Source organism: Niveispirillum sp. FG156, from assembly GCF_057809555.1.
This window is the reverse complement of record NZ_JBMDKE010000027.1, coordinates 66428-87795: the sequence shown is the minus strand read 5'-3', so window position 1 is coordinate 87795 and position 21368 is coordinate 66428. Positions and strand designations below refer to the sequence as shown.

General features: G+C 63.9%; 14 protein-coding genes. 9 read left to right on the top strand and 5 right to left on the bottom strand.

The window, feature by feature from the left end:
- Positions 1–5 precede the first annotated feature (5 nt).
- The 3 genes from ACODSP_RS17910 (at position 6) to kduI (ending at position 2946) form a co-directional block, all read left to right on the top strand.
- The gene (locus ACODSP_RS17910; RefSeq protein ID WP_488966917.1) at positions 6–761 is read left to right on the top strand and encodes a FadR/GntR family transcriptional regulator; all 756 of its coding nucleotides are present in this window, start codon (positions 6–8) and stop codon (positions 759–761) included.
- A gap of 149 nt (positions 762–910) precedes the next feature.
- Positions 911–2077, top strand: a complete 1167-nt coding sequence (locus tag ACODSP_RS17905; RefSeq protein ID WP_488966916.1) for a glycoside hydrolase family 88/105 protein — start codon at positions 911–913, stop codon at positions 2075–2077.
- A gap of 32 nt (positions 2078–2109) precedes the next feature.
- Complete coding sequence (gene kduI / locus ACODSP_RS17900; RefSeq protein ID WP_488966915.1) at positions 2110–2946, top strand: 5-dehydro-4-deoxy-D-glucuronate isomerase; 837 nt, start codon at positions 2110–2112, stop codon at positions 2944–2946.
- Positions 2947–2952: 6 nt separating this feature from the next.
- Here the strand turns inward: kduI and uxuA are convergent, their stop codons facing one another.
- The 3 genes from uxuA to atzF all read right to left on the bottom strand — a co-directional run bounded on the left by uxuA (position 2953) and on the right by atzF (position 9785).
- Positions 2953–4125, bottom strand: coding sequence for a mannonate dehydratase (gene uxuA, locus ACODSP_RS17895; RefSeq protein WP_488966914.1), 1173 nt, complete (start codon positions 4123–4125; stop codon positions 2953–2955).
- Positions 4126–4389: 264 nt separating this feature from the next.
- A complete protein-coding gene (uca, locus tag ACODSP_RS17890) occupies positions 4390–7980 on the bottom strand; it encodes an urea carboxylase (RefSeq protein ID WP_488966913.1) in 3591 nt (1196 codons plus the stop codon).
- A 17-nt stretch (positions 7981–7997) separates the two neighbouring features.
- Complete coding sequence (gene atzF / locus ACODSP_RS17885; RefSeq protein WP_488966912.1) at positions 7998–9785, bottom strand: allophanate hydrolase; 1788 nt, start codon at positions 9783–9785, stop codon at positions 7998–8000.
- A gap of 53 nt (positions 9786–9838) precedes the next feature.
- Here atzF and ACODSP_RS17880 point away from each other — a divergent pair, with 53 nt between their 5' ends.
- Positions 9839–10654: a hypothetical protein gene (locus tag ACODSP_RS17880; RefSeq protein ID WP_488966911.1), complete on the top strand. Its 816-nt coding sequence runs from the start codon at positions 9839–9841 to the stop codon at positions 10652–10654.
- Here ACODSP_RS17880 and ACODSP_RS17875 read toward each other — a convergent pair.
- Both ACODSP_RS17875 and ACODSP_RS17870 read right to left on the bottom strand, forming a co-directional pair.
- Positions 10619–11530, bottom strand: a complete 912-nt coding sequence (locus ACODSP_RS17875) for a response regulator (RefSeq protein WP_488966910.1) — start codon at positions 11528–11530, stop codon at positions 10619–10621. The two genes, ACODSP_RS17880 and ACODSP_RS17875, sit on opposite strands and share 36 nt — an antisense overlap.
- Complete coding sequence (locus ACODSP_RS17870) at positions 11523–14885, bottom strand: hybrid sensor histidine kinase/response regulator (RefSeq protein ID WP_488966909.1); 3363 nt, start codon at positions 14883–14885, stop codon at positions 11523–11525. The genes ACODSP_RS17875 and ACODSP_RS17870 overlap by 8 nt, the downstream gene beginning before the upstream one ends.
- A 259-nt stretch (positions 14886–15144) precedes the next feature.
- Here ACODSP_RS17870 and ACODSP_RS17865 point away from each other — a divergent pair, with 259 nt between their 5' ends.
- The 5 genes from ACODSP_RS17865 (at position 15145) to urtD (ending at position 21368) form a co-directional block, all read left to right on the top strand.
- Positions 15145–16314 (top strand): porin, encoded by a 1170-nt coding sequence (locus ACODSP_RS17865; RefSeq protein ID WP_488966908.1) that lies wholly within the window; start codon positions 15145–15147, stop codon positions 16312–16314.
- Positions 16315–16430: 116 nt separating this feature from the next.
- Positions 16431–17672 carry an urea ABC transporter substrate-binding protein gene (gene urtA, locus ACODSP_RS17860; protein WP_488966929.1) on the top strand — a complete coding sequence of 414 codons (1242 nt, stop codon included), beginning with the start codon at positions 16431–16433 and terminating at the stop codon, positions 17670–17672.
- Between the two features lie 192 nt (positions 17673–17864).
- Positions 17865–19460, top strand: coding sequence for an urea ABC transporter permease subunit UrtB (gene urtB / locus ACODSP_RS17855; RefSeq protein WP_488966907.1), 1596 nt, complete (start codon positions 17865–17867; stop codon positions 19458–19460).
- 10 nt (positions 19461–19470) lie between these two features.
- A complete protein-coding gene (urtC, locus tag ACODSP_RS17850; protein ID WP_488966906.1) occupies positions 19471–20613 on the top strand; it encodes an urea ABC transporter permease subunit UrtC in 1143 nt (380 codons plus the stop codon).
- Entirely contained in the window at positions 20610–21368 is a 759-nt protein-coding gene (gene urtD / locus ACODSP_RS17845; protein WP_488966905.1) for an urea ABC transporter ATP-binding protein UrtD, read from the top strand. Before urtC ends, urtD begins: the two co-directional genes overlap by 4 nt.

Here is a 21368-nt window from a genome sequence, read left to right as displayed (position 1 = left end):
GCACCATGAGACAGGCGGATATGGGCGGCAGTGCCGATGATTCCGGACGCGCAACTTCCCTAACCGATGACCTGTTCGTGAAGCTGGAGGCGCAGATCCGGTCAGGACAATTGCCGCCCGGCAGCCGCCTGCCCACCCAGAAGGAGATCGCCGAGGCCGAGAATGTCAGCCGTACCGTCGTGCGCGAGGCCGTGGCGCGCCTGACGGCGCAGGGGCTGGCCGTATCGCGCCAGGGGTCGGGCATGTATGTGGCCGATACCGCCGAATACCGCGCCTTCCAGATCACCAAGGACGAGTTGCACGAACTGGCCGATATCGTGAAGCTGCTGGAGATGCGCCTGGGCGTGGAGACGGAGATGGCGGGACTGGCCGCTGCCCGCCGCACCACCGCCGATATCGGCGCCATCCAGGACGCGCTTCAGGCCATGCGCGATCTGCGCGGTGATCCCGTGGCCGCCGCCAAGGCCGATACCGCCTTTCACATGGCCATCGCGCGGGCCACACAAAACGATTACTACGCCCGCTTTGTGGAGTTCCTGGGCCTGCGTCTGGTGCCGCCGCGCAATCTCTATCTGCGTGACCAGCCGGAGGAAGCGCACCAGGCCTATGCCGAGAAGGTGCATGGCGAACATGAGGCCATTCTGGACGCCATCGTCCGCATGGACCCGGCCCGCGCCAGGGAGGCAGCCCGCCACCATATGCAGGAAAGCCTGACGCGGCATTCGATGTTGAGCGCGGCGGCGCGCGGCAAGGGCCGATAACCGCCCCTTCTGGCCTGACCAGTCACGCTTGACGATAGGCCGTAAATTTGTATGATAACTTCCAGGCGGCGATAGTCCGCGTGGGGAGGCATCATGCAGAACAGAATACCATCATGGGCCGCTCTCCATCCATTGCCCAAGGAAGCCCCATGAAGACGCCCCGTACCCTTGCCCTTCTGGCCCTGGCCCCGCTTCTGGCCGCCCTGCCCGTGACCGCGCCGGCGCAGGATGCGCCCAAGGCAATGTCCCCGGCACCGGCGGCAAAGGCAGCCATCGACAGCGCCGTGAAATTGGCACGGTGGCAGCTGGCGCGGATGACCGATACCAGCCATATCCCCCGCGCCACCGGCGGCACCCGCAACCCGCGCGGCTGGGAACAGGCCGTGTTTTGGGTGGGCATGACGGAACTGGCCGATGCCGGCGCCCCGCCCGATATCGCCAAGGCCATTATGGATATGGGTGCCAAGAATGGCTGGACCCTGGCAGACCGCCCCTATCATGCCGATGACCACACGATCGGGCAGGCCTATCTCTGGGCCGCCAGGCATGGCGCCAACCCGGCGGTGATCAATCCGTCGCGCAAGGTGTTCGATTTTGTGCTGGCCAACCCGGTGCGCGTGAACCTAGCCTTCTATGTGCCGCCCACCGGCTACAATGACACGGAGTGCCTGAAGCGCTGGTGCTGGTGCGATGCGCTGTTCATGTCGCCGCCAGCCTTTATCGAGATGTCGCGACAGACGGGTGACAATCGGTATCGCGATTTCGCGCTTGCGGAATTCTGGGCCACCACCGACTTCCTCTATGATCCCGCCGAAAGCCTGTACTACCGCGACAGCCGCTTCTTCGAACGCCGCGATGACAAACAGCGCAAGATGTTCTGGAGTCGGGGCAATGGCTGGGTGATGGGCGGGCTGGCACGGACCATCCCGCTGCTGGAACCGGGCAGCTCGGACCGGCTGCGGATGGAAGCCCTGTTCAAGGAAATGGCGGCGAAGATCAAGGCCACACAGAAGCCGGACGGATATTGGCCGCCCTCGCTGCTGGCCCCGGAAAATTCCCCGGCGGAAAGTAGCGGTACGGCCTTCTATACCCATGCCATCGCCTGGGGCATCAGCGCCGGTCTGTTGGACCGCGCCGCCTATGAACCCGTGGCGCGGCGCGGCTGGGACGCGCTGACCCGCTCCATCCAGCCCGACGGGCGTCTGGGCTGGGTGCAGCAGGTCAGCGACCGGCCCGAGCAGGTTGAACCCCAGGATACGCAATATTACGGCGTCGGTGCCTTCCTGCTGGCGGCATCCGCCATCGCGAAGCTCTGAGGCCGCCCACACGCTGTAAAGCGGAGGCGATTTTGTTCGAAAAGACCTTCCATGCGACGCACCCCGCCATGATGGCGGGGGCGTCGAACGGGGACCTGCGCGACCGCTATCTGGTCACCGGCCTGTTCCGGGCGGGGGAACTGGTGCTGAACTACTCCCACGGGGAACGGTTCATCATCGGCGGCGCCGTGCCCGCCGGGCGGTGCCTGACCCTACCCGCGCACAGCGAACCTGACAGTGCGGCGGGTCAGCCGCTGCTGTCACGCCGCGAACTGGGCGTGGTGAATATCGGGGCCGGGGCCGGCAGCATCACCGTCGATGGCGAGCGGTTTGAGATGGCGCCGCGCGACGCGCTGTATATTCCCATGGGCAGCCGCGATGTGCGGTTCGAGGGCGATGACGCGCGATATTACCTGCTGAGCGTGCCGGCCCACCGGGCCTACGCCCTGCGCAAGCTGAGCCTGTCCGACATCACGCCGATGCGGCGGGGCAGCCTGGAAACCGGCAATGACCGCAGCATCTTTCAGCTGATCCTGCCCCATACCTGCGCCAGCGCCTCGCTCTGCATGGGCATGACCATCCTGGAACCGGGCAGTGTCTGGAACACCATGCCGCCGCATGTGCATGAGCGGCGGTCGGAGATCTATCTCTATTTCGATCTGGGAGAAGATGACCGCGTCTTCCACTATATGGGTCACCCGGACCAGTTGCGGCACATGGTGATGGGCAATGAGGAGGTGGTGATCTCCCCGCCCTGGTCGGTGCATATGGGCTGCGGCACCCACGCCTACAGCTTCATCTGGGCCATGGCGGGTGAGAACCTGGATTATAACGACATGGATGTGAAGGATATCTGCCAGCTGTGCTGAGGGGGCTTATCGCCCCCGCGCGTGCCGTATCCCCCGCTCCAGCCCGCGCAGTTCGGCCAGACCGCGCATGCGGCCCAGCAGGGAATAGCCGGGGTTGGTGACCTTGTTCAGATCATCCAGCATCTGGTGGCCATGGTCGGGGCGCATCGGGATGCTGCGGTTCTGGGCATCGGACACCTCGCACAGGGCCGACACAATGTCGGCCATGCCGGCATCGCCTTCCAGATGGGCGGCCTCATGGAAGGATTTGCCATCCGCCTCCCGCTGAACCGAACGCAGATGCACGAAGCCGATGCGGTCGCCCAGGCGGCGGATGATGCCAGGCAGATCATTGTCGGCACGCGCACCGAAGGAACCGGCGCAGAAGCACAGGCCATTGGCGGCACTGGGCACCTGCCGGAACAGGTTCGCCACATCCGCCTCCGTGCTGACCACACGCGGCAGGCCGAAGATCGGGAAAGGCGGGTCATCGGGATGAACCACCAGCTGCACCCCCGCTGCCTCCGCCGCGGGGCACACTTCCTCCAGAAACCGTACATGGTTGCGGCGCAAAGTGTCGGCGTCGATGCGGCTATAGGTGCCGATGGCGTCCAGGAACTGGGCCGAGGTGAAACTTTCCTCGCTGCCCGGCAGACCGGCGATGATGGTGCGTTCCAGGGCGTGGCGATCCTGCGCACTCATCCCGTCATACAGCGCGCGGGCACGGGCGCGGACATCGGGGGCATAGTCAGTCTCCGCCCCCGGCCGTTCCAGAATATACTGATCATAAGCCGCAACAGCGTCCCAGTCGAACCGCAGCGCCCGCGCCCCGTCGGGCATGGCAAAGGACAGGTCCGTGCGGGTCCAGTCCAGCAGCGGCATGAAATTATAGGTCACGACCCGCACGCCGCAGGCGCCCAGGTTGCGCAGGCTTTGCCGATAGGCATCGATCAGGCGGTCCCAATCGGCACCGGCGGTCTTGATCCCCTCATGCACGGGAACGCTTTCCACCACGTCCCAGGTCAGGCCCGCCGCCTCGATCATCTGCTTGCGGGCCTGGATGGCATCCACGGTCCAGACCGCGCCATTCGGCAGCTCATGCAGGGCCGTGACGATACCGGTGGCGCCGGCCTGACGGATATCCACCAGCCGCACCGGATCGTTCGGCCCGAACCAGCGCATGGTCTGTGTCATCAACATGGTGCAATTCCCTGCTGCCGGCCCTGGGCACCCGGAAAGGGGGTGGGCCGGTCTTGTGTCCGGATTGATTGAACACCATTGGCGCATGGGAATTCAACAAAATTGGTAATTCCAATTTTGCTGGGCACGCATGGTCATTCAGCGGACTTCCCGGTAAAACCAGATGTTATTGGCCTTACCATTCATCCGCGATGGAAATGATAGCGGTAACTTGCCTGAAAGGGAAGTCGTCTCCGCCAAACGGGGGCAAGAAGCGCCCGCCCGTCAGGCCACCTCCATCGACAACAGGGCATCACCCGCCGTCACGGACCGCCCGGCCCGGCAATGGACGGCCCCGACACGGCCGGCGCTTCGCGCCTGGATGGCGAACTCCATCTTCATGGCTTCCAGCACGACCAGGGTCTGGCCCGGCTCCACCTGTTGCCCCACCTCCACCAGCACCTTCCAGACATTGCCGGAAATATCGGCCTGGATGGCGTTCTCATCCGCCACGGCGGGCACAGCATCGGCCTCCGCCGCAATGGCACCGTCATCGGTCTGCCAGCGTGCCACCTCTGCCGTGAAGGCCGCCTGCTGGCGGGCGCGGAAGGCGGCAATGTCGTCGGCCTCTGCTGCCCAGGCCGCCTCATGCGCCTCCAGATCGAAGACCGAATCTTCCACCGTCACCTGTGCCCGGCCCGCGCGGAAATCGGCGCGGAACCTGTCCAGTTCCGGCTCGGTGACCGGATAGAAGCGCACGCGGTCGAAGAAGCGCAGCAGCCAGGGGTCGGCCCCGAACTGCCGGTTGGCCAGGAACTTGTTCCAGATGGGCACGGTACGGCCCACCAACTGGTAACCGCCAGGGCTGTCCATGCCATAGATGCACATATAGACGCCGCCGATCCCCACCGTGCCCTCCGCCGTATAGGTGCGGGCGGGATTGTACTTGCTGGTCAGCAGACGGTGGCGCGGGTCCAGCGGGACAGCGCAAGGGGCACCCAGATAGACATCGCCCAGGCCCAGCACCATGTAACTGGCATCAAAGATCGTGTCGCGCACCTGTTCCCGGCTCTCCAGGCCGTTGATGCGCTGGATGAAATCGACATTGTTGGGCAGCCAGGGGGCATCGGCCTTCACCGTCTCCTGATAGCGGGTGACGGCACCCAGGGTGGCGCTATCCTCAAACGCCATGGGCAGATGCACGATGCGGCTGGGTACCTTCAGCCCCGCCACCGACCCCAACCCTTCCTCTAGATTCAGCAAGGTGGCGACCAGCGCATCCTGATGGATCACCCGGCTGTCGTAATGGATCTGTACCGACCGCACGCCGGGCGACAGTTCGGCCACCCCCGGCACCCGGGCCGCCGTCAGCGCCTCCATCAGCAGGTGGATGCGCAGCCGCAGCCGCAGGTCCAGCACATTCTCCCCATATTCCAGCATGATGTACTTATCGCCGGCCTGACGATAGGTGACCATGGGCCGGTCACCGCTGGCCGGCAGGCGGGTCAGGATGCAGCTGTCGGGCGTAGTCACCGCCGGCACCGACAGGACCACATCGTCCAACCCGGCAATCGCCACATCCTGTGCCTGTTCCAGGGCCAGGGCGTCGGCGAAGCTGACGGGGCGGAAGCGGATGGTGTCACCGGGCTTTACCTGCCCCACCTTCCACAGGTCGGCCTTGATGATGGTGGCGGGGCAGACAAAACCGCCCAGGCTGGGCCCGTCGCAGGTCAGGATGACGGGCGTGTCGCCGGTAAAATTGATGCTGCCGATGGCATAGACGCAATCATGGATGTTGGACGGGTGCAGCCCCGCCTCCCCGCCATCGCTGCGCGTCCATTCCGGCTTCGGCCCCACCAGCCGCACGCCCAGCCGGTTGGAATTGTGATGCACGCGATAATCGCTGCTGAAGAAGGTCTCCATGGCCCCGGACTTGAAGAAGTCCGGGGCACCATGCGGCCCATACAGGACGGCGATATCCCAATGTTTGCCATAGGCGGGGATCAGGCTGGCCGGCACAGGCGCCGGGTTCAACGCCGGTGCCGGTGTGGTGCAGACGGGCGACCCCGGACGGCTGACCGGCAGCACATCGCCCACGCGCAGAGTGCGGCCTGCATGGCCGCCAAACTGCCCCAGGACGAAGGTGGATTTGCTGCCCAGATAGTCGGGCACGTCCAGCCCGTTGCGGATGGCGATATAGGTCCGGCACCCGCTTTCCGCCCGGCCCAGCCGCAGCACCTGCCCCGCCTTGATATGGATCGGTGTCCAGAAGGGCAGCGACGCCGCCCCGTCCAGCGTGGCCACCATGCCGGCCCCGGTCAGGGCGATGGTGGCATCGCCATGAAAGCGCAGTGTCGGCCCTTGCAGGGTGCATTCCAGGCCCGCCGCCGCCGCGTCATTACCGACAATGCGGTTGGCGAGGCGGAAGGCATAATCATCCATCGGCCCCGATGGCGGCACGCCGATATCCCAATATCCGTGCCGGCCCGGATAATCCTGCACGGTCGTGTAGGTGCCCGGCTCCACCACCTCCACCACGGGCGAGACATGGTGATAGCTGTCCAGGAAGCGGGTGGACATGCGTCCCTGGATGAAGGTATCGCCCGACAGGATACCGCGCAGATAATCCAGGTTGGTGGCGATGCCGTGCAGGCGGGTGGCGTCCAGGGCCGCCAGCATCTTCAACCGCGCCGCCTCCCGGTCCGTTCCATGCACGATCAGCTTGGCGATCATCGGGTCATAATTGGCTGACACCTCCGTGCCGGTGCGTACCCAGCCATCGACGCGCACGCCATCGGGGAAGAACACCTCCGTCAGGGTGCCGGGCGAGGGCGCGAAATTGCGCACCGGGTTTTCGGCATAAAGCCGCACCTCGATCGACGCGCCCTGCGGTTCGGGCAATTGGCTGAAATCGGGCGGGTCGCCGGCGGCGATGCGGATCATCCATTCCACCAGATCCAGGCCGGTCACCGCCTCCGTCACCGGATGTTCGACCTGCAGTCGGGTATTCACCTCCAGGAAGTAGAAGGCGTCGCGGGCACCGTCATAGATGAACTCCACCGTACCCGCCGACACATACCCCACCGCCTGCCCCAGACGCACAGCGGCGTCCAGAAGGCGGCGGCGGGTCTCGGGCGGCAGGCCGGGGGCGGGCGTTTCCTCGATCACTTTTTGATTGCGGCGCTGTACCGAACAATCCCGCTCGCCCAGCGCCACCACATTGCCCCGACCATCGCCAAAGATCTGCACCTCGACATGACGGGCGTCCGACACGAACCGTTCGATGAAGACGCCGCCATCTTTGAAAAAGGACTGGCCCAGACGCTTCACACTGTCGAAGGCCGCCACCAGTTCGCCTTCGTCGGCGCAGCGCTGCAGGCCGATACCGCCGCCCCCTGCGGTACTTTTCAGCATGACGGGATAGCCGATCTCCGCCGCCGCCGCCTTCGCCTCCGCCACATCCTTCAACAGGTCGGTGCCGGGCGTCAGGGGCACGCCCGCCGCCTTGGCAATCTCGCGGGATGTGTGTTTCAGGCCGAACCGGCGGATCTGGTCCGGGGTGGGGCCGACAAAGGCGATGCCGGCGGCGGCGCATTGTTCAGCGAACTCGGTATTCTCCGACAGGAAGCCATAGCCGGGGATGATGGCCTCCGCTCCCGTCTCCCTGGCGATCTCAATGATCCGGTCACCGCGCAGATAGCTTTCCGCCGGCGTCTGCCCACCCAGCGGGATGGCGATGTCGGCCACGGCCACATGCAGGCTGTCGGCATCAGCGTCGGAGTAGATGGCGACGGAGCAGATGCCCATCCGCTTCAAGGTGGCGGCAATACGAACGGCGATCTCACCGCGATTGGCGATCAGGACGGTCTTAAACATTCCCTCATCTCCCCTGATCAAACCGCATTCTGTGCGCGCAGGCGCATGTAGGCGCGCCAGCCGCCCAGGCTGGTAATGTCGGCGGCGTCGCTTGTGGCCCAGGCCTCGCACAGGAAACCTTGCACATGCCGGCCATCGACCAGTTCCAGGGTGCCAATGCCCAGCGGCGGCGGGATCAGGGCCACGAAGGACCCGTAATGGGCCACCGGCATGTCCCACAGCTCCACCGCGATGGGCATCCCTTCACCTGTGCGCACCAGCCCCGGCTTGGGCGGCGTGGTGCCCGGCAGGGCGTAAAGGCGATAGGCGGCAGAGGTCAGCGTGCTTTCCAGCAGCACGGCACCGCGTTCTGTCAGTTGCCCGTTCAGCGGCATGCCCGACAGGTGTGCACCGACAACCGCCAGCGTGATATGCCCGTGCCGTCCATCCACCATCTTTTCCGGCTGCGGCAGCGACAGGCTGCTGGCCCCGCGCTTCCACGGACTTGCCGCCTGCCAAAGCCGCCCGAACTCGATCAGCCGCGCCTCGTTCCAGGCTGGTGCGATCAGGGTGATGCCTGCGGGCAGGCCATCGCTGCGCATGCCGCCCGGCAGGGCAATGGCCGACCAGTCCAGCAGGTTCACAAAATTGGTGTAAAGCCCCATGCGGCTGTTCCCCCCCACCGGGTCCGCCATCACCTCGGCAATGGTGGGCAGGGTCGGGGCCGTGGGCACCAGCAGGCCATCCAGGCCCGCCATCAAGCCTTCGACCCGGCGCGCCAATTCCATGCGCCGATATTCGGCCTTGAACCCATCGGCGGCGGTGAAATTGCGGGCCTTGTCGATGATGGAACGGACGATGGGATGCACCGTTTCGGGCCGGTCACGCATCACGCTTTCAATGGCGGCATAGCGTTCGGCCACCCACGGCCCGTCATAGAGGAGGGCTGCCACATCCCACAGCGGCTGAAAATCAATGGCGCGCAGCTCCACGCCCAGGGAGGTCAGGCGTGACAGCGACGCCTGATAGGCCGCCTCCGCCACCCCATCCCCGAACCAGTTCGGCGCCTTGGGAATACCCAGCACGGGCCGCGCCGGCCAGGCGGTGGGCGGCGCCCCGGCCTTGCGCGAATAGGCATCGGCCGCGTCATAGCCCTGCATCCGCTCCATCACACTGGCGGCATCATCGACCGACAGGGTCATGATGGTGATACAGTCCAGCGTGCGGCAGGCCGGCACCAGACCGCGCGTGGAGACCAGCCCCCGCGTGGGCTTGAACCCCACCAGATTATTATGCCCCGCCGGCACCCGGCCCGACCCCGCCGTATCGGTGCCCAGCGCGAACGGCACCAGACCGCGCGCCACCACCGATGCCGACCCGGAACTGGACCCGCCGGAAACATGGTCAGGGCTGAAGGCATTGGGCACAGCGCCATAGGGGGATCGGGTACCCACCAGCCCCGTGGCGAACTGATCCAGGTTGGTCTTGCCGATGACAACGGCCCCCGCCGCCTCCAGCCGCGCCACGGCGGCGGCACTGACATCCGGCTGATAAGCGAAATCCGGGCAGGCACAGGTGGTGGGCAGGCCGGCGGCGTCGATATTATCCTTCACGGCAAAGGGAATGCCGTAAAGCGGGGCCGACGGGTCCAAAGCCGCGATCCGCGCCTGCAACGCATCCGGCCCGATCAGGCTGATCCAGGCCGGATCATCGGTGGACAGCGCCGCCAGCAACGTGGGCAGCAAATCCTGTGGCCGGTCCCCGGCCCGATAGGCCTTGGTCCAGTCCTGCAAGGTCCAGAATTGGGTGACAATCATCGCGCTCATGGTCCGATCTGGTTCCCGTACCGGTTACCCCGGTCAGGCCAGTATGCGGACCCATGCTGCACCGCCATATACGCAGGATGACGTATTGGGGGATGGGGGCAGCTAGTGCCCTTGCCAATGAGTGGCGGGTCATAGAATTATTGTGCTGTCGACTGAGTAATGCTGATTGGAGACTAGCTATGACGCTCATTTGCCATTCGGAATGTGAATTACTCTCCAAGCAAGCCAATTTATTTTGCAGATCTTTTGTTGATAATGTAATTCCGGCCATCAATTTGGCATTTAGCTTAAAATACGATAAGATAGATTCGCTATTTGAAGAAATTACCATCTTTACGAAAGATCATTACGGCCACAAGGATTTTGACTTAGCAATCGATACTGCTCGTGATTATCAAGACGAAGTAGCTGATGATTTTATATTTATAGAAGATTCTATCATCAAGAGTGCAATAATTGGACTTCATACTTTTTGGGAACGCTCAATGCGCAGAATACTAATTCGCGGCATAAGATTTCAATCTCACGGTCTATCAGCCAAAAAGATTGAAAAACTGAGCACCATAGATTTAATCGAAGAGTTCTCAAAAGCTATCTGCGTAAATATTGATCGAGATATTTTAATCATGATGACTGAGTTTTCACTTGTCGCAAACGTTATAAAACACGGCGGCGGATCATCATTAAGCAAGCTTGCTGAAAATTTTCCAGACAGGCTAACGCTCGATGGCGATTTGATGGTCGATCCGGAGTTCCTGAAATTGGACATTAAGGATCTGGAGAAATTCACAAATTCTGTTTCAAAATTCTGGCTGTCTTTCCACGATACACCCTCACCCCTTGCCCGCCATGATCCGCATGGCCAGTGACGTCGCCGACGCGCGGTTTTCCACGCCCATCTTGGCGAAGATGCGTTCCAGGTGTTTGTTGACCGTGCGTGGGCTGATGCCCAGGATTTCGCTGATCTCGCGGTTGGTCTTGCCATGGATCAGCCAGCGCAGCACTTCCACCTCACGCAGGGTCAGGTCGATCTGCGCGCGCAATATATCCTCGCCCGACGGGCCAGCGGTGGTCAGTTGGAACAGATACTCCCCCGGCCCGGTGGGCAGGAGATAGCGTGCGGGCCCCACCCCGGCGGCCGGGGCCAGCGGTTCCGCCGTCTCCGTATCCGACCCGCCGGCCACGGCGCGTTGCAGCAAGGCCTGCACCGGTTCCGGCGGCACGGCCCCTTCCCCGAACGCCGCCGACAGCAGGCTGGCCGCCTGCGGCGTGGACCACAGGATATGCCCCTGCGGATTGACGGCGAACAGGTGCCGGCCCGATGCGTCCAGCGCCAGCCGTGCCCCATGGGCGGCCCGGGCCGTGGCGATATGCACCCGGATGCGGGCCAGCAGTTCGACCAGATTGACGGGCTTGGTCACATAATCGGTGCCCCCCACCTCCAGCCCGCGCAGCACATGGGCGGTTTCGGTCAGGCCCGTCATGAAGATGACGGGCAGATGGGCCGTGCGCGCATCGCGCTTGATCTGCTGACAGGTGGTGAAACCGTCCATGCCCGGCATGACGGCATCCATCACCACCAGCGATGGCATCACCCGTTCCAGCAGGGTCAGCGCCGCTTCCCCCCGCGTGGCGGCTAGGGCCGTGAACCCGCCGCGTTCCAGCGCCTCGACCAGCATGTTCAACTCGTCGCGATTATCATCGACGACCAGCACCATATCCCCCGCCGGCGCCCCGTCACGCATGCTCAGCCCCCATCATCCCGGCGGTGCCCAGCACCTCTGCCAGCCTGTCATACTCAAACCCCTGGGCCAGCAGCGACAACCGGTCGAACCAGCCCTCATGCCCCGGATATCCCGCCCGCAGCTCGCGCAGCAACAGCTCAATCCCCCGCGCATGTCCGATCTTGGCCAGGTTCAGCAGGCCCGCGATCTCTGCCGCCGACAGGGCGGGTGCTGCCTGCATCTGTTCGGCCACCGGTTCCTCCCGACGCCAGTCCAGGTCCAGCAGCACCTCCAGCCGTTCCAGCAACTGGGCGATATCCACCGGCTTCACCAGGAAATCATCATGCGGCTGATCGGCCCCGCGCCCGCGTTCGGCCAGGTCATGCGCCTCCGCCGACAGAAGCAGGATCAACAGATCCTCCATCCCGCCATCGCGCAGGGCCTGGGCCACCTGCCAGCCATTCAGGCCGGGCATGGAGATGTCCAGGATCAACAGGTCGGGATTGTGCCGGGGGGCAAGGTCCAGGCATTCCGCGCCATTGCTGGCAAAGATCAGGTCAAAGCCCAGCGGTTCCAGTAATTGCCGCATCATGGACAGATGCTGCGCATCATCATCGCACAGCAGGATGGTGCGCCGGTCACCGTGATAGCCCAGAATCCGATGGCTGGGCCGCGCCTGCACCGGTGCCCGCACCTCCGACAGCAGCATGCGCACCTTGAAGCTGCTGCCCTGTCCCGGCTGGCTGTCCATGGTCAGCTCACCCCCCAGCACATGGGTCAGAAGCCGCGTGATGGTCAGGCCCAGGCCCGTGCCGGGAATGGCGTCCATCCGGCTGGGCAGATTGCCGCGGTCGAACGGCTGGAAAATACGTTCCCGGTCTTCCGGTGCGACACCGATGCCGGTATCCATCACCTCGAACTCCGCCGTCTCCCCGCGCCGGCGCACGCTGAACCGCACCTGCCCGCGCTCGGTATATTTCACGGCATTGGACAGAAGGTTCATCAAGATCTGGCCCAGGCGCTTTTCATCCGTCAGGACAAAGCGCGGCAGGGTCGGGTCGGGTCGATACTCAAACGCCACATCCTTGGCCGCCGCTTGCGGCCCGAACATGTCGGCCAGCTGCGCCAGAAAGGCCGGCAGGTCCACGACATCGCGGCTGATCTGTACCGTGCCCGTCTCGATCTTGGAGATGTCCATCAGGCCGTCGACCAGCCGCGTGATATGTTCGGCACTGCGCCTTATCACCCGCACCGCATCTTCAGGCTGCCGCAAGCCGCCACGTTCCAGCAACTGTGCATAGCCATTGATGGAATTCAGCGGCGTGCGCACCTCATGGCTCAGGCCGGCGATGAAGCGGGTCTTGGCGATATTGGCAGATTCCGCCGCTTCCTTGGCCTTTTGCAGGGCGGCGTCGGTCTGTTCATGCGCCTCGATCTCGTCCAGCAGCAGGGTCATGCGCCGCTCGCTCTCTTCCTCTGCCAGACGCCGGCTTTCATGGGCCAGGACGATAGCCCAGGCGGCCAAACCCATGATGATCAGGGCGGCAGCAAAGACGATCTGCAAGGTGGTGCGCACCGTCTCCTTCGGCACGCCCGGTATCGCGCCGTACTGCGTGCCGATCAGGGCCAGCAGCATGGCCATGCCCGCCGTCAGCAGCGCCATGATGGCGGCAAAGCGTCCGATGCGGCTGCCCAGCCAGCGGCGTAGCGCCGCCGGCAATTGGCTGCCCACCATGTCTGAAAGCTGTTCGCCCAGCGTCGCCCGCACCTTGCACCGGTCATGACAGCGCGTTTCCAGCGAGCAGCACAGCGAACAGATGGGCGCGCCATAGGCCGGGCAGTGCGACATGTCCGGCGGCTCAAACATGTTCTCGCACACCGAACAGCGGATCAGGCCGCCCTCGGTCGCCAGAACATCCGGCTGTCGCGCGATATAATACCGGCCTTTGGTGGCCCAGGCGATGACCGGGGCCGCCACAAAGGCCGACACCAGCCCCAGCAACGGCGCGAATGCCCGCGCCAGTTCCCCCAGCAGCCCGAAGAACGCCGACAGCGACAGCAGCAGCGATATGCCCATGGCGCCGACGCCGACCGGGTTGATGTCATAGAGATGCGCGCGGCGGAATTCGATGCTGGGCGGACTCCACCCCATCCGCTTATTGACCAGAAGGTCTGCCGTCAGCGCGCCGACCCAGGCGACGGCCAGATTGGCATAGATGCCCAGGATGCTCTCGATCACCCCGAAAATGCCCATCTCCATCAACATCAGCGCCAGCATGACGTTGAAGACCAGCCAGACGACACGGCCCGGATGCGAATGGGTCAGGCGGGAGAAGAAGTTGGACCAGGCGATGGAACCGGCATAGGCGTTGGTGACATTGATCTTGGCCTGACAGATCACGATGAAAATCACCGTCAGGGCCAGGGCGAGGCCCGGCGACGACACAATGCGTTCAAACACCATACGATACATGGAGGTCGGCGTGGCGGCGTCCAGCGCACTCATCCCCGCCTGCATGGCGGCATAGCCCAGCAGCGATCCCGCCACCAGCTTGGCCCCGCCGATGAAGATCCAGCCCGGCCCGGCGATCAGCATGGCACTCCACCAGCCGACCTTGCCCACCCGTTTGCGGTCCGGCAGGAAGCGCAGATAATCCACCTGCTCCCCGATCTGCGGTAGCAGCGAGAGAAGGACGGACGTCGCCAGCCCGAAGGCCAGCAGCGAGAACCCACCCTCCGGCGCATGCAGCCCCGCCAGACGGGTCCAGCCCGACAGCTCCCCCGGTTCAGCCAGAATGACAAAGGCCAGGGGCGACAATTGCAGGATCAGCCAGACCGGCTGTGTCCAGACCTGCATCCAACTGATTTTGCGGATGCCATGGATGGCGATGGGCAACACGATCAACGCGCTGATCATGTGTGACAGCCATAAGGGGATGCCCAGGCACAGGGTCAGCGCCTCCGACATGATGGCCGCTTCGAGGGCCAGCAGGATGAAGGTAAAGCCCGCATAGATCAGGGAGGTGAAGGTGGACCCGATATAGCCGAACCCACCACCACGGGTCAGCAGGTCCATATCCACCCCGAACTTCGCCGCGTAGTACGCGATGGGAAGCCCCGTCGCCAACACCAGCATGGAGACCAGGACGATGGCCGCCATGGCGTTCGTGAAACCGTAGGCCAGCGTGATCGACGCCCCAATGGCCTCGCACGCCAGAAAGGAGATGGCGCCCATGGCCGTATTGCCCACGCGGAACGGCGACCAGCGCCGAGCCCGGTCGGCAGTAAAGCGCAGGGCGTAATCCTCCACCGTCTGGTCGGACACCCAGCGGTTATACTGGCGCCGCACACGCACGATGGGCAGCGATTTCAGCATTGGCAATCCATCCGATCCCCGCTCCCTTATTTCCTCCACACCCGTCTCACCCGTCATCCCCGCGCAAGCGGGGATGACGCATTTTAGGAACCCTCTCCACCCCATGCCCAGCACCCTAACCGGGTCCAGGATACGCAGACATACGTCGTCTGACGTATTCGTTTTCGCATCTGCGAGACATTAACCTTCCCATCACAAACAAGGGCCAGGGGCCGCAACAGCCCGGCCACGGATTTTTCCGCATAACAGGGGGTGCTTCATGATGGGACGCAAGTTTGCGTCGCGGCCGGCGGCTGCGCGCATGGCGGTATCGGCCTTGGCGCTTATGCTGGCCGGCCTGTCCGCTTCCCCGGCTTCGGCCGGTTTCACGCAAAGTTTCGGGGATGGCAAGTCGCTGTCCATTGGTCTTGGCATGCGCGGTTCCTACACCAGCGCCGAAGACGCCGCCCCCAGCGGCAATGACCGCTCCAACGAGTTTAATCTGGACAGCGTGCGCGTCTTCGTTTCCGGCTCCCTGTCGGACACGATCAAGGCGACCTTCAACACCGAACGCGATGGCGACGGCAATCTGAAACTGCTGGACGGTTACGCCCGCTTTGAATTCTCCGATGAATTCAATATCTGGGTCGGCCGTATGTTGCCGCCCAGCGACCGCGCCAATCTGGATGGCCCCTACTATATCAACGCCTGGTCCTATCCCGGTGTCGTGTCGCAATACCCGGCCAAATTCGCGGGCCGCGATGATGGTGCCACTGTTTGGGGCAAGCTGCTGGACAAGCGCCTGACCTATGCCGCCGGCGCCTTCAAGGGCCATAACCGCATCCGGGGGGCCAGCAACCAGGGCGACAATATGCTGTTCACGGGCCGGCTGGCCTATAACTTCCTCGATGTGGAGGATAACCCCGCCTATTACACCAGCAGCACCTATTACGGTTCCGCCGATGTCCTGACGCTGGCCATTGCCGGCGCCTATCAGGAAGATGGCGTGGGCACCGCCGTGCGGCCTGGCGATTATGGTGCCGTCAGCATCGATGCCCTGTTTGAGAAAAATCTGGGCGATGCCGGGGCCGTCACCCTGGAAGGGGCCTGGTATTCCTATGACACGGATGGAGTGACCGACGTGGCCCCCGGTTTCGGCGGGGCATCCGGCACCGCCAACGTCGGCGGCATCGTGGCGGGGGAGGCCTGGCTGATCGGCGGCGCCTATCTGCTGCCGGCCAAGGTCGGTATCGGCAAGTTCCAACCCTTCGTGCGCTATCAGACCTTCGATCCCGACGCCTCGCGCTTTGACATCAAACAATATGATTTCGGCGTGAACTACGTGATCAGCGGCCATTCCGCCCGGATCAGCGCTGAATATTCCACCATCGACACCGGCCCCGGCGCCGACAGCGACCGCTTCACCCTCGGCCTGCAATTGCAGTTCTGACGGTGTCGGTCACGCGCACCTTTCCCCCAAAACCATTTCTGCTGACGGGAGATAACCCCATGTCGCGTCGTCAATTCCTGCGTTCCGCCGTCCTGTCCGTCACCGGTGCCGCCCTGATGCTGGGCACCACCGGGGTGGCGCTGGCCGCTGACAAGCCGCCGATCAAGGTCGGCATCCTGCATTCCCTGTCGGGCACCATGGCGATCAGCGAGACGACCTTGAAGGACGTCATGTTGATGCTGATTGAGGAGCAGAATAAGAAGGGCGGCGTGCTGGGCCGCAAGCTGGAACCGGTGGTGGTCGACCCCGCCAGCAACTGGCCTTTGTTCGCCGAAAAGGCGCGTGAACTGCTGGCGGTACAGAAAGTCTCGGCCACGTTTGGCTGCTGGACGTCGGTGTCGCGCAAATCCGTGCTGCCGGTGTTCGAAGAACTGAACGGCATCCTGTTCTACCCCGTGCAGTATGAGGGGGAGGAGAGCAGCCGCAATGTCTTCTATACCGGTGCCGCCCCCAACCAGCAGGCCGTGCCGGCGGTGGATTACCTGATCGGTGAAGGGGTGCAACGCTGGGTTCTGGCCGGCACCGACTATGTCTATCCGCGCACCACCAACAAGATCCTGGAGGCCTATCTGAAGGCCAAGGGCGTGAAGGCGGAAGATATCATGATCAACTACACGCCGTTCGGTCATGCCGATTGGCAGTCGATTGTGAAGGATATCAAGAAATTCGGCAGCGCCGGCAAGAAGACCGCCGTGGTGTCCACCATCAATGGTGATGCCAACGTCCCCTTCTATAAGGAACTGGCCAACCAGGGCATCAAGGCCACGGATATCCCCGTCATCGCGTTTTCGGTGGGTGAGGAGGAACTGGCCGGCATCGATACCAAGCCGCTGCAGGGCCATCTGGCCGCCTGGAACTATTTCCAGAGCGTGAAGACGCCCGTGAATACCGACTTCATCAAGAAGTGGCAGACCTTCACCAAGAACCCCAAGCGCGTCACCAACGACCCGATGGAAGCGCATTTCATCGGCTTCAACATGTGGGTGCAGGCGGTGGAAAAGGCCGGCACCACCGATCCCGACAAGGTGATTGACGCCATGGTCGGCGTGGCCGTGCCCAACCTGTCGGGCGGCTATTCCGCCATGCTGCCCAACCACCACATCACCAAGCCCGTCCTGATCGGCGAGGTGCAGGCCGATGGGCAGTTTGAAACCGTGTGGAAGACGCCCGGTCTGGTCGCTGGCGATGAATGGTCCGACTACCTGCCCGACAGCAAGGACCTGATCGCCGATTGGCGCAAGCCATTGTCGTGCGGCAACTTCAACACCGCCACGGGCAAGTGCGGCGGGGCGAAGTAGCGCGGATCGTTTGATCCTTCTCTCTTCGTCATCCCGGCGAAAGCCGGGACCCAGCGTAAGGCGCGGTCAGCGCCGATATCACTCTTATCGCGGCAGACGCCGCTCCGCGCTGGGTCCCGGCTTTCGCCGGGATGACGAGAAAGAAAGTGTCAGCTCTGACACATGGTGCCCCTCCCCCCGAAAGGCCACCCCATGCGAATGCTGCTTCTGCTGCTGTCCCTGCTGGTCACGCCGTTGGTCTGGGCACAGGCGACGGGTCCCCTGATCGATGCGCTGGCCACCGATGATTACGCGGCCAAGGAACAGGCGCTGACGGCCCTGACCGAGACGGGCGACCCCGCCATCGTGCCGGCGCTGAAAGCGCTAGAGGGCGGGCAGCTTTACCGTCGGCTGGCCGATGACAAGGTCCTGATCGGGCGGGAGGATGGCGACCGCATCACCCTGACCGATCCGCTGTCAGGCGACGCGCTGGGCAGCGTGCCGGCGGGTGAGTTGGAACTGATCCGCGTGAACAACCGCCTGCGTCGGGCCATCGGCGCCACCCTGGGCGCGCTCACCCTGCGCAGCCCCGATGCCGCCGTCCGCCGCACGGCGGCTGAAGCCGTTTTTGTCAGCCGTGACGCCGCCGTCCTGCCCCTGCTGGAGGCAGCATTGGCCGACGAACAGGACGCCAAGGTCAAGCGCAGCCTGCAACAGGCCCGTGCCGCCATCCTGCTGGCCTATGACACCCTGGGCACCGAGGAGAAGCTGTCCGCCATCGCCACCATCGCCGATAAGGGCGGTCAGGCGGCGCTTGCCCTGCTGAACCCGCTGACCGGCAGCACGGAACCGGCGGTCGCCAAGGCCGCCACGGAGGCGGTGCGGTTGATTGAGAACAAGCTGGCCTGGGCGGCGGCGGCACAGAACATCATCTATGGCATGTCGCTGGGCTCCGTCCTGCTACTTGCCGCCATTGGTCTGGCCGTCACCTTCGGCGTGATGGGCGTCATCAACATGGCGCATGGGGAAATGGTGATGCTGGGCGCCTACACGACCTATGTCGTGCAGGAGATTATCCGCACCCATGCGCCGGGCCTGTTCGACTGGTCCTTGCTGATCGCCTTGCCGCTGGCCTTTGTGGTGGCCGGCGGGGTCGGCATCCTGATCGAACGTGGCATCATCCGCTTCCTCTATGGCCGCCCTCTGGAAACGCTGCTGGCCACCTGGGGCCTGTCGCTGGTGTTGCAGCAGGCGGTGCGGTCCATCTTCGGACCGACGAATATGGAGGTGGGGAACCCCGACTGGATGGCCGGTGCGTTCCAGGTTGGGGAAGTCACCATCACCTATGGCCGCATGTGGATTTTCCTGTTCGGCCTGATCGTCTTTGGCGCCCTGATGCTGCTGCTGCGCCGCACGCCCCTGGGCCTGCAGATGCGCGCCGTGACCCAGAACCGGTCCATGGCGCGGGCCATGGGTATCCGTACCGCGCGCGTTGACGCGCTGACCTTTGGCCTGGGTTCCGGCATTGCCGGGCTGGCGGGCGTGGCCCTGTCACAGATCGACAATGTCAGCCCCAATCTGGGCCAGGGCTACATCATCGACAGTTTCATGATCGTGATCTTCGGCGGCGTAGGCAACCTGTGGGGCACGCTGGTCGGCGCCCTGTCGCTGGGCATCGTCAACAAGCTGCTGGAACCGCTTGCAGGCGCAGTACTGGGCAAGATCCTGGTGCTGGTCGGCATCATCCTGTTCATCCAGGCGCGTCCGCGGGGCCTTTTCGCCCTGAAGGGCCGCGCCATCGAACATTGAGGGGACGCCCATGCAAGGCGGAATTCTGTTGCCACGCCTGGACCGCGCGGGCCTGGCCTTCGGGGCGGTGGCGCTGGGACTGGCGATCCTGATCCCGGTTCTGAACCTGGCCGTGCCGGCCGACAGCGCGTTCCATGTGCCCCCACATGCGGTGGCGCTGATGGGCAAGTATCTCTGCTACGCCCTGCTGGCCCTGTCGGTGGATCTGGTCTGGGGCTATTGCGGCATCCTATCGCTGGGCCATGGCGCCTTCTTCGCGCTGGGCGGCTACGCCATGGGCATGTATCTGATGCGGCAGATCGGGCCGCGCGGCATGTATGGTCACCCGACCCTGCCCGATTTCATGGTCTTCCTGAACTGGCAGGAATTGCCCTGGTACTGGCTGGGCTTTGACCAGTTCTGGTTTGCCGCCCTGATGGTGCTGCTGGTGCCGGGTCTGCTGGCGGGGCTGCTGGGCTGGCTGGCCTTCCGCAGCCGGGTGACGGGCGTCTATCTGTCGATCATCACCCAGGCCATGACCTTTGCCCTGCTGCTGGCCTTTTTCCGCAATGACATGGGTTTCGGCGGCAATAACGGCCTGACGGATTTCAAGGATATCCTGGGCGCCTCCATCCAGGCCGATGGCACGCGCAGCGCCCTGTTCGCGGCGTCGGCCATTGCCCTGGCTTTGGGGTTCATCCTCTGCCGCTGGATCGTGCGGTCAAAGCTGGGCCGCGTGCTGGTCGCCATCCGCGACGCCGAAAGCAGGACGCGGTTCCTGGGCTACAGGGTGGAACAATATAAGCTGCTGGTCTTTGTTACCTCGGCCTGCATGGCGGGTGTGGCGGGCGCGCTGTATGTGCCGCAGGTTGGGATCATCAATCCCGGTGAATTCAGCCCCGCCAACTCGATCGAGGCGGTGATCTGGGTGGCCGTCGGCGGGCGCGGAACCCTGATCGGGTCGGTGATCGGTGCGGTACTGGTCAATTTCGGCAAGACCCTGCTGACCAACGCCCTGCCGGAAATCTGGTTGTTTGCCCTGGGCGGCCTGTTCATCGCCGTCACCCTGTTCCTGCCGCGCGGCATTGTCGGCCTGTGGACCGGCTATTGGACGCGGCGGCGCGAAAAACAGGCCGCATCCATCACCACCAAGCCCGTGACGGAGGGGCAATGATGTCCACCAGACCCGACCCGCAGCATACCCAGCTTTACCTGGATGGCGTTTCCGTCAGCTTTGATGGGTTCCGGGCGCTGAACAACCTGTCACTGATCATCATGCCGGGCGAAATGCGCGCCATCATCGGCCCCAATGGTGCGGGCAAGACCACCATGATGGATGTGATCACCGGCAAGACGCGGCCCGACAAGGGCACCATCCTGTTCGATGGCGATACCGACCTGACCCAGATGGACGAGGCCGGGATCGCCACCTTGGGCATTGGCCGCAAGTTCCAGAAACCGACCGTGTTTGAAAGCCATACTGTCTGGGACAATCTCGACCTGGCCCTGGCCGGAAAGCGGGGGCCATTCGCCAACCTGTTCCACCGCGACGGGGCCGATGATGACCGTATCCTTTCCATCCTGGACACGATCCGCCTGTCCGCCCGCCGCCATGTCCTGGCAGGCTCCCTGAGCCATGGTCAGAAGCAATGGCTGGAGATCGGCATGCTGCTGGCGCAGGAACCCAAGCTGCTGCTGGTCGATGAACCGGTCGCCGGCATGACCGATGCCGAAACGGCGGAGACGGCGCGTCTGCTGCGGGAAATTGCGCAGACCCGCTCCGTCGTCGTCGTCGAACATGACATGACGTTCGTGCGCGATCTGGATGTGAAGGTCACGGTCCTGCATGAAGGCTCCGTTCTGTCCGACGGCTCGCTGGACCATGTCAGCGCCGATCCGCGCGTGATCGAAGTCTATCTGGGGCGGTGA